This window comes from Pedobacter sp. KBS0701 (assembly GCF_005938645.2).
GTDB lineage: Bacteria > Bacteroidota > Bacteroidia > Sphingobacteriales > Sphingobacteriaceae > Pedobacter.
Map to the genome: position 1 here is coordinate 3,739,190 of NZ_CP042171.1, position 12,674 is coordinate 3,751,863.

Annotated in this window: 7 protein-coding genes; 5 read left to right on the plus strand and 2 right to left on the minus strand. The window is 38.7% G+C overall.

Features of this window, described 5'->3' with window-relative positions:
- Window positions 1-56 precede the first annotated feature (56 nt).
- From recN to FFJ24_RS15105, 5 genes are all read left to right on the plus strand, one after another.
- Window positions 57-1,709 carry a DNA repair protein RecN gene (gene recN, locus FFJ24_RS15085; RefSeq protein WP_138818004.1) on the plus strand — a complete coding sequence of 551 codons (1,653 nt, stop codon included), beginning with the start codon at window positions 57-59 and terminating at the stop codon, window positions 1,707-1,709.
- A 235-nt stretch (window positions 1,710-1,944) separates the two neighbouring features.
- Window positions 1,945-3,189, plus strand: a complete 1,245-nt coding sequence (locus tag FFJ24_RS15090) for a carboxypeptidase-like regulatory domain-containing protein (protein WP_138818005.1) — start codon at window positions 1,945-1,947, stop codon at window positions 3,187-3,189.
- Between the two features lie 1,123 nt (window positions 3,190-4,312).
- Window positions 4,313-5,551, plus strand: coding sequence for a carboxypeptidase-like regulatory domain-containing protein (locus FFJ24_RS15095; RefSeq protein WP_138818006.1), 1,239 nt, complete (start codon window positions 4,313-4,315; stop codon window positions 5,549-5,551).
- 114 nt (window positions 5,552-5,665) lie between these two features.
- Window positions 5,666-6,733, plus strand: coding sequence for a PA0069 family radical SAM protein (locus FFJ24_RS15100; protein ID WP_138818007.1), 1,068 nt, complete (start codon window positions 5,666-5,668; stop codon window positions 6,731-6,733).
- Window positions 6,734-7,331: 598 nt separating this feature from the next.
- Window positions 7,332-8,204, plus strand: a complete 873-nt coding sequence (locus FFJ24_RS15105) for a RimK family alpha-L-glutamate ligase (protein ID WP_138818008.1) — start codon at window positions 7,332-7,334, stop codon at window positions 8,202-8,204.
- Window positions 8,205-8,450: 246 nt separating this feature from the next.
- Here the strand turns inward: FFJ24_RS15105 and FFJ24_RS15110 are convergent, their stop codons facing one another.
- Entirely contained in the window at window positions 8,451-11,003 is a 2,553-nt protein-coding gene (locus tag FFJ24_RS15110; protein WP_138818009.1) for an ATP-dependent Clp protease ATP-binding subunit, read from the minus strand.
- Window positions 11,004-11,803: 800 nt separating this feature from the next.
- Window positions 11,804-12,664 carry a PorP/SprF family type IX secretion system membrane protein gene (locus FFJ24_RS15115; RefSeq protein ID WP_138818010.1) on the minus strand — a complete coding sequence of 287 codons (861 nt, stop codon included), beginning with the start codon at window positions 12,662-12,664 and terminating at the stop codon, window positions 11,804-11,806.
- Between the last annotated feature and the right edge of the window lie 10 nt (window positions 12,665-12,674).

The following is a 12,674-nucleotide window of genomic DNA, read 5'->3' on the forward strand; positions in this document are numbered from 1 at the left end:
TCGCTGTTTTTGTTTTATACTGGCCTGTTGAATAAATTTTAATATTTTTGCTTAGCATGCTACAAAAACTTTCTATCCGTAATTACGCATTAATTGATAGTCTTGATATCGAATTCGATAAAGGCTTAAATATCATCACAGGTGAAACCGGTGCTGGTAAATCGATCATACTTGGCGCATTATCGCTAATTTTGGGTCAGCGGGCAGAAAGCAAATACTTTTTTAACCAGGATAAAAAATGTGTTATTGAAGGTAGTTTTGTATTGGCAGACGAAAACCTGAAAGAACTTTTTGAAGAAAATGACCTGGATTTTTTAAACGAAAGCCTTTTACGCAGGGAAATTTCTATCGATGGTAAAACAAGATCGTTCATTAACGATACGCCTGTTAATTTATCTATACTGAAACAGATCGGCGAAAAACTGATCGATATCCACTCGCAGCATGCCACGCAGGAGATCAATGATGCTGATTTTCAATTATTGATTGTTGATTCGCTTGCAAACCACAAATCATTATTGTTCGACTACCGTAGTGGGTTTAAAAAACTCAGACAGGATACTTCCCTGTTAAAAAAATTAATCGCTGAAGCCGACGAAGCCCGTAATAAACAGGATTATGAACAGTTTTTGCTTAACGAACTCGAACAGGCAAAATTACAGGAAGGCGAACAGGAAGAACTGGAACAAGAGTTGGAACGATTAACCCATGCCGAAACCATTAAACGGGCGTTACTTACCACTTCGGGTTTAATTAACGAAAGCGAACCTTCTGCCCTCCAGATTTTAAAAGAAGCTTCGTTACAGTTACAAGGCATAGAAAAATTCGATCCGGCAATTAATGTACTTTACGAACGTTTACGCTCATCAATTATAGAAATAAAAGATATCACCGATGAGGTTTCTGGCATTGAAGAAAATACCATACACAGCGCTGATCGTTTAGAGCTTGTAAATCAGAGACTGGATCTTTTTTATTCACTTCAACAAAAACACAGGTTAGCCAATAATACAGAACTGTTAGCCTTTCAAAAGCAATTGGAAGAGAACCTGAACAAACTCCTATCCTCTGATGAGCATATTGAAAAACTTCAGAAAGAAATCAATCAGCTTAAAAAAGAATTGCATAAACAGGCTAACCAGTTAAGTGCTAACCGAAAAAAAGCAATTAAGGTGGTAGAAGAGCAAACCGGCACCACATTAAAAAAAGTGGGAATGCTAAATGCTAAATTGTTTCTGGATCAAAAAACCATATCAGAACTGAATAAAGACGGACTGGATGAAATTAACCTGCTTTTTACAGCAAATGCTGGCCAGGCCCCTGCACCGGTAAATAAAGTAGCTTCTGGTGGTGAATTATCCCGATTAATGTTGGCTATAAAAGCTTTATTGGCCAAACACACTTCGCTACCCACCATTATTTTCGACGAAATTGATACCGGAATTTCTGGTGAAACCGCGTTAAAAGTTGGAGAAGTAATTGCTGATTTAGGACAGAACATGCAGGTAATTTCAATTACGCACCTGCCGCAGATTGCAGCCAAAGGTATCTCACATTACTTCGTTCATAAAAACGAGGATAATGGAAAAACCACTACCGGAATCCGCAAGCTTAAACAGGAAGAACGCATTGGTGTAATTGCCGAAATGTTAAGTGGGAAAAACCCAGGTTCGTCTGCCATGGAAAATGCGCGGGAGTTGCTCGCCTAATTCTGACATTACGTCATCTCGAGCGGAGTGCAACGTAGTCGAGAGATCTATCTAGGCAGATCTCTCCATTCCACTGCGTTTCAGTCCAGATGACGACTTTTCTTATGGATTTGTTAATGGTAGGGAAATGTTGTTGTGCTGTCAGATGTTCCTATCTGAAAGCTAAAAAGAAAAGCACTAATAATTTTACATCATGATTTAGACATAAACTAACAAATTAGTTTATATTTAATGAATGAAATCTTTTATACTTTTACTTTCATTTTTAGCCATTGGTAACTTTTGTCTTGCTCAACAAAGTTATGTCCTTTCGGGTATAATTAAAGATAAACGCGGCGAGGCTTTACCTGGAGCTGGCGTATATGTAAGTGGCTATAAAATTGCTACGGCAACAGATAATAATGGCCAATACACCCTTCCCTTAAAACCAGGAAACTACGATATTTTAGTACAATTAATTGGCTACAAAGCGTTAAATAAAAACGTAGTGATTGCTGATAAAGCTGTAAAACTTGATCTTACCCTTGAAGAAAGTGTAACTCAATTGGCAGAAGTAACCATTAAACCCGATCCGAACAGAGAACATTATATTGGCATGTTTAAGGACTATTTTATTGGAACCACGCCTAATGCAGAACAGTGTAAGCTTATCAATCCTAAAGTATTGATTATCGATTACGATAAAGAGGAACATAAACTCACCGTAAAAACCACCGAATTTCTGATTGTCGAAAACAAGGCGCTTGGATACCGCATTAAATACCTTTTGAATAATTTTGAATACGACAGTAAAACAAGAATCATCTATTATGAAGGTTTTCCTTATTATGAAGACTTAAAAGGATCAGCAAGAAGGAAGAAAATTTGGGATCAAAAACGGATTACCGCTTATCTGGGATCGCCGCAGCATTTTTTCAGATCAATTTATAATGGCAAGGCAACTGAAGAGGGCTTTATCATTAATAAATTAATTACTCAGCCAAATCCTGACAAACCTTCAGATAGTACCATAAATGTCAATATTAAACGTTTAACAAAAGTGCAGGAAGGTTTATTACGCAAACCGATAACCATTAATCATGAAGATTCGCTCAGTTACTGGATCAGAAAGAAAAACCTACCAGGTGGAATTTCTTTTTTAAGCCGTGCTCCGGTAATGCAGGATACACTGGTGCATGTAAAAAATCAAAGTATTAAAAGCTTCAATTTTACGGATCAACTTTATGTTATCTACACAAAAGAAAGGGAGAATCCTGCTTACGCTAACCGGATCGGCCTGTCTATTGCCCGACCGTTAGATACGCCCGATTACCAGATTTCTACCATAGCCTTACATGTTGTTCCGGTATATTTTTACGAAAACGGCGCTATTTACAACCCGCGTTCGATGCTTTATTCAGGTTATTGGGGCTGGGAAAAAATTGCTGATAGTGTACCTATGGATTATTTGCCACCAGCCAGTGTAGATGGGAAAAATTGAGAAAATTAAATCCAGCCAAATAAAAGCATGCGTATAATATAGAGAACAAGTATTTTTCCTTTTTTTGAAAAGCAAATGCAGTGCTCTTCGGTTTCAACAGTCCCGCACTTCGTTACAAATCCTCGCCCTCATGCTTTGGGCTGTGGGTTTTCCACTGCGGTCGGGTTTACCTGACAGGACTGGTAATACTATTGAGGGGCTTTAGAACTATTCAGCACCTACCGCTGTTCAATAAACCTGACAGAGCGGGTAGGTAGTCCACAGTGAAGCGCAGCGTAACGAGGACTACAAGCGATGGCGGGACCGCTGTAGCCATGAAAAACGGAGCTTTCGTTTTCAAATAAAAAACGACTCTTGTTGTAAACCAGGCTTATTTTAGAGAAATTATCTTCTTAAAGATCCTTCTCTGCGCTCAGGATGACAGCGCTCATGCTTTGGGCTGTGGGTTTTCTACTGCGGTCGGGTTTACCTGACAGGACTGGTAATACTATTGAGGGGCTTTAGAACTATTCCGCACCTACCGCTGTTCAATAAACCCGACAGAGCGGGTAGCCCCACAGTGAAGCGCAGCGTAACGAGGACTACAAGCGATGGCGGGACCGCTGTAGCCATGAAAAACGGAGCTTTCGTTTTCAAATAAAAAACGACTCTTGTTGTAAACCAGGCTTATTTTAGAGAAATTATCTTCTTAAAGATCCTTCTCTGCGCTCAGGATGACAGCGCTCATGCTTTGGGCTGTGGGTTTTCTACTGCGGTCGGGTTTACCTGACAGGACTGGTAATACTATTGAGGGGCTTTAGAACTATTCCGCACCTACCGCTGTTCAATAAACCCGACAGAGCGGGTAGCCCCACAGTGAAGCGCAGCGTAACGAGGACTACAAGCGATGGCGGGGCTACTGCCGCCATGGAAAACGGAGCTTTCATTTTCAGAAAACAATATTTGCTGTTCACTTAACTTATTTTGATCAAATTCTCTTTTAAAGATCCTTCACTGCGCTCAGGATGACAAATTGTATCAGCCTGGTCTCAGCTTGAAATGATGATTAATTATAAATGTTAAATTTGTTAAAATTCTTTTTCGTTTTTAATAAATATTACGCCTTTTGGTTACATTCGTCTCCATGATTAAAAGCCTTTTAGTAGCCCTTACGCTGATTATTCTGGGTACTAATGCCATTGCTCAAAACACTTTCTCAATTAGTGGTTTGGTTAGGGATCAAAAAGATGGATTACCAGGTGCAAGTATCTACTTGAGTGGTTATAAAATTGCTACTGTTGCTGATAATGACGGAAGATTTAAACTCTCCAACCTAAAGCCGGGCAGTTACGATTTACTCGTTCAACTGGTTGGTTACCTCCCCTATTCTAAAAGTGTAATCATCTCGGATAAATCGGTCCAGGTAGAGCTTGTTTTAAAAGAAAATGTTGCCCAGCTTGATGAAGTGGTGATCAGGGCTGACCCTAACCGCCAGAAATATATTAACCAGTTTAAAGAATTTTTTATTGGCAAAACGCCAAATGCAACTCAATGCAAAATCTTAAATCCTCAGGTTTTAAATGTAGATTATGATGTAACCAAAAGTACCCTCAGCGTTTCTACAACCGAATTTTTGGTGGTCGAAAATAAAGCTTTGGGCTACCGCCTTAAATACATGCTCGATCATTTCGAATACAATTCGCGAACCCACATTATTTATTATTCTGGTCATCCGTTTTTTGAAGAATTAAAAGCTTCAGCAGCTAAAAAGAAAAAATATATTGCCGCCCGTGAAGTGGCCTATTATGGTTCTTCGCAACATTTTTTCCGTTCGCTTTATGCCAATAAAACAAAGGAAGAAGGTTTTATCATCAATAAAATGATCAAAATCCCCAACCCTAATCGTTATCCGCAATACATCATCAATACCAATTTAGAAAAGATTAAGGCCGTCCCCGAAAAAACCGGCATCAGGCAAACCAAAGGAAAAATAGATACAGCGTTGCTTGCCTTTTGGACCAAGCAACAGGAAATGCCGAAAACCATCGATAAATTTTCGCGAGCGGATGTGCTTACAGATACTTTAGTGCATTACTTTAACCAGAATTTAAAATACCTAAGTTATACTGATGCCTTGCTGATTCAATATACCAAAGAGAAAGAATCGCTGGCTTATTCTAAAACCGGTTTCTGGATTTTCAGGCCTTTAGATGTCCCCGAAAATGAAATCTCCGTTGCCAATTTAACCGGCGAAGGTGTACGTTTTTACGAAAATGGTGGCATTTATGATTCGCGCTCGCTCCTTTTCGAAGGCTATTGGGCTTATGAAAAAGTAGCAGATATGGTGCCGATGGATTATGTACCGCTTCCGAAGAAGGAATGATGGATGATTTGAGATGGAAAATGTAAGATGTATGATGGGATCTAAAACTAAAATTGTTGAAAAGTAACCATTATTGATACTTAAAATTACTAAAAATATTAGTAATTTTAAATTATGATTGGCGAAGAAGAAAAACAGTATTTTAAAGGACGGGGTGCTCAGGTTAATCCACACAATAAGTTTTTAAAAGATGTTTACATCAAGGAACATCATGAAGGCATAGATGATTGGGAAGAAAGCGACCGCAAAACATCCTTTATTTTCGAAAATTCAAAAACCATCGTAAACAAGGTTGACAGTCCGGATGTGGGCATGGCCTACTCGCTTAATCCCTATCAGGGATGTGAGCATGGCTGTACCTATTGTTATGCCCGCAACTCTCACCAATATTGGGGTTATAGTGCAGGTATCGAGTTTGAAAGAAAAATAATTGTAAAAAAAGACGCACCTGAACTGTTTAAAAAGTTTTTGGAAAAAAAAGGTTGGGATGCAACCACCATTTCACTTTCGGGTAATACCGATTGCTATCAACCTGCGGAAAGGAAATTTAAACTCACCCGCCAATTACTCGAAATCGCGCTGGCATACAAGCAGCCCATCGGCATGATTACTAAAAATTCTTTGATCCTCCGCGATCAGGATATTTTACAGGAAATGGCCAAGCTAAACCTCTGTATGGTTTATGTTTCCATCAATAGTTTAAATGAAGATCTGCGCCAGGTGATGGAACCGCGTACCACTACAGCAAAACAACGCTTAAGAGTGGTGGAGGAATTAAGCAAAGCCGGTATACCTATGGGGGTGATGGTCGCTCCTCTCGTTCCCGGTTTAAGCGATCATGAAATTCCGAAAATTTTAAAAGCTGTAGCCAATGCCGGTGCCATTAAAGCAGGTTATACTGTAGTTCGGTTAAACGGAGCGATAGGACAGATATTTGAAGATTGGCTGCGCAAAAACTTTCCTGACCGTTTCGAGAAAGTCTGGCATTCGATTCAGAGTTGCCACGGCGGTAATGTAAACGACAGCCGTTTTGGCGACCGAATGCGTGGCGATGGCAATATCTCGCAGATGATCAGGGATAATTTCAGGCTGCACTGCCGTTTGAACGGCTTAAATGTAAAGGATATTATTTTAGACCACACTTTGTTCAAAATCCCAAGTAATCAGGTGAGTCTGTTTTAACATTTGGGGAGAAAAATCCCTAGCGCTCCGTGGCCGTGGTTTTATCATCACGGCTATCTCAAATTAGTTGATCACAATTTGTAATTCTACCGCGTTGACACATCTTTTTTAAGAATAGTTTAGCATCATGCTGGGTTGCTTAAAAGAAGTATAGGCTGTACCGAAGAACGTCGTCAATCCCAAGAGCCAGGGAAATCAAAAAAACAGGTGCAGTTCAGGTAAATTGGCAGTAACAAACCTGAAACGCAGTAGTTTTGTGTTCATAAGCGATGATTTAATAGTTAAAAAATATTGAACACAAAATGAAGTGCCGCTGTTTTTTTGATGTGCATGGGATTGTGCAAAAGGCTCATTGCTGGATCCGATAGTCATCGGATGACAAAGCGCTTTGGGTACTTTGGCGCTCCAAAATGCGCAGCATTCTTGAACGCCGCTAAAAACAATATTAACCGTGAAAAACTACCATGCCCCACGGCATAGAGCGAAAAACTACAGTTAACAGTCGTTACCGATTTGCAATAGGGATTTTTGAGCTTCGGGTTTGTGATCTGCCTTAATTAATTTGTAATCCAGCTTGATAAAACTTAGTTTTAACACCATGAACATTGCATTAGTAACCTATCTGGATAAAGGAGCTTATGATAGCACTACCGTTGAAAGCGAGGATGATAAACTCTTAAATTTCCTTAAAGAAAAAGGACTGAATATTGAAAAAGTAATCTGGAACGATCGGGATATAAACTGGGAAGATTATTCGCTTGCCATTTTAAAATCTCCATGGGATTATTTTGACCTGATTGAAGAATTTTACCATTGGCTTGATCACCTGGAAGAAAAAAAGGTAAAATTGCTTAACCCCATTGATGTTGTGCGATGGAATGCAAACAAACAATATCTGCGAGAAATTGAAGCAGCAGGATTAAAAATCACACCTGGTTTCTTCATTCAAAATCAAGAAAGTGTAGATCTTAGCTATTTTTTTGAGAAATTCAATACCAATAAGTTAATTGTAAAACCTTGTGTAAGTGGTGGCGCAAAAAATACATTTAAGGTAACTGCAGATAATGTAGCCGAGATAAATCAAAAATTAAATCTCCTTATTCAGGATGAAGATTTTATCATTCAGCCTTTCCTCCCAGAGATCCTGGAAAGCGGTGAATGGTCATTTATTTTTTTTAATGGCGTGTATAGTCATTCTTTAATCAAGCAGGCTAAACCTGGCGATTTCAGGGTGCAACCGGCACATGGCGGATCTGTGCATCCCCAAACACCTGGTGAAGAACTTATTACTACCGCGCAGCAATATGTTAATTCATTCGCTAAAAACTGTCTCTATGCCCGTGTTGATGGCACTTTTGTAAATGGAGAATTTTTATTGATGGAGCTGGAGCTGATTGAGCCATTTTTGTTCTTAAATACCGATCCTCAAAATTATGAGCGGTATTATCAGGCATTACTGGAGTTGATGTAAAGTGTAAAGGTTAAGCGTTTTCGTCATTCTCGCGCATGCGGGAATCTTAAAGCGCATTAAGATTCCCACCTGCGTGGGAATGACTCCTCTTTTAGGATCTGCTACCGAATCAAGGCGACAATCGCTAGGATTTATTTTATTTCTCTGCAAAAACCTAGGCCCAATATTTATAATTTTTGGCCGCACCCATTTCGAAATAAGTATATAAAACAAAAAAACTCCCGATGAAAATCGGGAGTTTCTTATTTATTTACTCGAAGAATCTTCTTCTTGTTTCGGTTCTTCTTTTTTCTTCTCACCCTTTTTGTGGTTGATCGAAATCAGTTCGGTAGTTTTATCGTAATCAATTTCTAAAACATCTCCTTCTGTTAATTCGCCTTTAAGAATCTCTTCAGCAATCGGATCTTCTAAATATTTCTGAATCGCCCTTTTTAACGGACGTGCTCCAAAATTACTATCGAAACCTTTATCTGCAATGTATTCTTTAGCGTTGTCAGTTAATGCAATTTCATAACCAAGTGTATGCACGCGGCCGAATAATGCTTTTAACTCGATATCGATGATCCTGAAAATTTCTTCTTTACCTAAGCTATTGAATACCACTACATCATCAACACGGTTTAAGAACTCCGGCGCAAAAGCACGTTTTAATGCACTTTCGATTACACCACGACTGTGAGAATCTGCCTGGTTTGTTTTTGCGGAAGTAGAGAAACCCACACCTTGACCAAAATCCTTAAGTTGACGGGCACCAATATTAGAAGTCATGATGATGATTGTATTCCTAAAATCAACTTTACGTCCTAAACTATCAGTTAGCTGTCCTTCATCCAAAACCTGTAATAAGATATTAAATACGTCTGGGTGTGCTTTTTCAATCTCATCCAGTAAAATAACTGCATAAGGTTTTCTTCTAACTTTTTCGGTTAATTGTCCACCCTCTTCGTAACCTACGTATCCTGGAGGCGCCCCTACTAAACGTGATACTGCAAATTTCTCCATATACTCACTCATGTCGATCTGGATCAGAGAATCATCACTATCGAACATGAAACGGGCCAGTTCTTTAGCCAATTCGGTTTTACCTACTCCAGTTGGACCTAAGAAAATAAATGAACCGATCGGTTTTTTAGGGTCTTTTAATCCAGCTCTTGTACGTTGGATCGCTTTGGTCAATTTCTTGATCGCATCATCCTGACCGATAATTTTCTCAGCCACTTTATCGTACATGTTCAACAGTTTTGCACTGTCCGTTTGCCCTACACGCTGTACCGGAATCCCCGTCATCATCGAAACCACTTCGGCTACATTATCTTCTGATACTTCGTAGCGCTTGGTTTTGGTTTCCGCTTCCCACTCCGCTTTAGCTTTATCCAATTCTTCAATTAAATTTTTCTCTGTATCGCGCAGTTTTGCAGCTTCTTCATACTTCTGGCTACGTACAACCTTGTTTTTTTCTAATTTGATATCTTCAATTTTAGCTTCGATATCAATAATATTCTGCGGAACGTGGATGTTGGTTAAGTGAACACGCGAACCTGCCTCATCTAAAGCATCAATGGCTTTATCTGGCAAGAAACGATCTGAAATATAGCGCGATGTTAAAGTAACACAAGCTAAAATAGCTTCGTCGGTATACGTTACACCATGGTGTTCTTCGTATTTATCTTTAATACGGGTTAAAATCTCCACAGTTTCATCCGGTGTAGCAGGCTCAACCATCACTTTTTGAAAACGACGGTCTAAAGCACCATCTTTTTCAATGTACTGACGGTATTCGTCTAATGTTGTAGCACCGATACATTGAATTTCTCCCCTTGCCAAAGCAGGTTTGAACATATTCGATGCATCTAAAGAACCTGATGCGCCACCAGCACCAACAATGGTGTGGATCTCATCAATAAACAGAATTACATCTGTAGATTTTTCAAGCTCGTTCATCACCGCTTTCATACGCTCTTCGAACTGGCCACGGTATTTTGTACCGGCCACCAGCGATGCCAAATCTAACGTAACCACACGTTTGCCAAAAAGCACACGCGAAACTTTACGTTGTACAATGCGTAAGGCCAAACCTTCAGCAATTGCCGATTTACCAACACCTGGCTCTCCAATCAAAATCGGGTTATTCTTTTTTCTACGGGATAAAATCTGCGATACGCGTTCAATTTCTTTCTCGCGACCTACAATTGGGTCTAGACGACCTTCTTCTGCAGCTTTTGTCAAATCCCGACCGAAATTATCCAGAACAGGGGTCTTAGATTTTATATCTGAAACCTTTTTAGGTGTACTAAAGCTTTCCTCTTCGCGATAATCATCATCGCCTCCTGTAGAAGCGCTATTTGAGATATCATCTCTGAAACCATTTTTATTCACTTCTACCTCCTGTTTAAAAACATCGTAAGTAACGCCATACTGCAATAAGATTTGTGAGGCGATATTATCATCATCTCTCAAAACCGATAACAGCAGATGTTCGGTACCAATTAAATCGCTCTTAAATATTTTAGCTTCTAAGTAAGTAATTTTTAAAACTTTTTCTGCCTGTTTTGTTAATGGAATATTGCCTAAGTTTACTGTAACACTCGAAGTACCGCGAACGGCATCTTCAATTGAGCGGCGCAATTTACCTGTATCAACCCCTAACGATCGTAAAATTTTTATAGCCATGCCATCGCCTTCGCGGATGAGGCCCAATAATAAATGCTCGGTTCCGATGTAATCGTGCCCTAAGCGGAGCGCTTCCTCCCTACTAAAAGAGATTACATCTTTAACCTGTGGTGAAAATTTTGCTTCCATAATACCTTTCTTAACAGCTACGTCCCTAAACTATAAATAACTTTATAAAAATGAACCTGCTGTTTTCTTTATTTTATCAACAATTGCGCCATACGGGTGGATAAAGAGGCTTTTGAATGCCTGAGAACCCAAAATTCAATGTAAGATTATTGTTTCGATAAATATTATTTTATTTATATCTATCTACGTAATAAGTGTTCTAAAGGTTTTAAAGGGACATTTGCCAAAAACATCCGGTAACAAACATCTTATTGTCGGTTTATTGTAAGGATTTTTCAGCCATTAAAAACTGACAATTTGTATCTTTTTACTTAGGCAATTTACAAGTTTTGACAGAAAAACAAAAAGAACATGACATCATTTAACAATTTTATCAGATAGAAATTAACAAATTCGTCAAATCCAGTCTAATAATATATAATAACCTTAATAAGAAATTAACCGTAAATAAGTTGTTTTTGTTTTTAACATAGTTAAACTAGAGGCTGTTTAAATTTTTATAACAAATATAAATAGCCTTTTGCTATCACAAGAGCGTAGTCTATTACCTTTATTAATACGTTGAGATGGTCTTCGGCTACGCTCAGACCGAAATAACGAATAATTTTATATTAAACAGGTTCTAAAGGGATTGATTAAAATTAAAATGGCCACAGTTAATGCTGCAGCCATTTTAACTTAATGTCATTATTTAACTACTAAAATACTGCTGTACCAATATAATGGTCAGCATTTTTTGTTTTTAATTAAATTAAGCAAAAAGTATATTCAATAGTTATCTGTCCAGATATTCATTAAAGCTACCAATTGATACCGAGGTTAATCTCAAAGTTTCCTGCCGTGTAACCACTTAAATTACCAGTTTGTGTGGTATACGCGGTATTAATCATATATTTTTTCTTATAATGCAACCCAACACCAAAACTTGCAGCCTTACTGGTATGATACATGGCTGTAAATAATAACTGTTGATTGGCAACTCCAAGTTGTCCGCCGATATCAACAATATCAGCGATTCCCGTAAAAGAACGGTAAGCTACTTTAGGTTGAAACAAGCTTTCTCCAATATCAATTCTGTAACCTGCAGATGCATATACAGCAGGGGTATTAATTAGTTTTAAGTTGTCTCTATTAAAATAATTTTTAAGGTTCACTAATGCAAAATCTGCATTAAAGCGCTTTGAGGTTAGTCCAACTCCAAAATCACCGTCGAAATACGTCCTGTGGTCGCTGTTATAGGTGCCAACCTGTGGGTCATTTGGATTTCCTATAAGGTCTTGCATATCCACCCGCTGATTCATAAAACCAGCAGACAAACCAAAATGCAATTTTGCAGATTCATTAAGCGGAAGATGATAGGCATAACTTGCCAGAATTCTCGTTTGCCTTTGTAAACCGGCTTTATCCAGATTCATGTTTAATCCTACCCCTACTCTTTCCCATCCGTAAGTGGCACTCAGGTTTTGTACCATAGGTGCACCGGGAATATTATTCCATTGTGAACGGAAGGTCAGGTCTGCAGTTGCACCTCCTGCCAACCCTGCCATGGCCGGGTTAGCAAGATAAGTGTTGTTAAAATATTGATTTAATAATGGATTAGTCTGAGCTTTTACCTTTGAAACACCGATAAGAGTAGCCAGTATTAATATTATTGTTTTCATCCTTTTCATT

Coding starts and splice junctions, on each gene's coding strand:
- recN (WP_138818004.1), top strand. CDS start 57: ATGCTACAAAAACTTTCTATCCGTAATTACGCATTAATTGATAGTCTT.
- FFJ24_RS15110 (WP_138818009.1), bottom strand. CDS start 11,003: ATGGAAGCAAAATTTTCACCACAGGTTAAAGATGTAATCTCTTTTAGT.
- FFJ24_RS15095 (WP_138818006.1), top strand. CDS start 4,313: ATGATTAAAAGCCTTTTAGTAGCCCTTACGCTGATTATTCTGGGTACT.
- FFJ24_RS15105 (WP_138818008.1), top strand. CDS start 7,332: ATGAACATTGCATTAGTAACCTATCTGGATAAAGGAGCTTATGATAGC.
- FFJ24_RS15090 (WP_138818005.1), top strand. CDS start 1,945: ATGAAATCTTTTATACTTTTACTTTCATTTTTAGCCATTGGTAACTTT.
- FFJ24_RS15100 (WP_138818007.1), top strand. CDS start 5,666: ATGATTGGCGAAGAAGAAAAACAGTATTTTAAAGGACGGGGTGCTCAG.
- FFJ24_RS15115 (WP_138818010.1), bottom strand. CDS start 12,664: ATGAAAACAATAATATTAATACTGGCTACTCTTATCGGTGTTTCAAAG.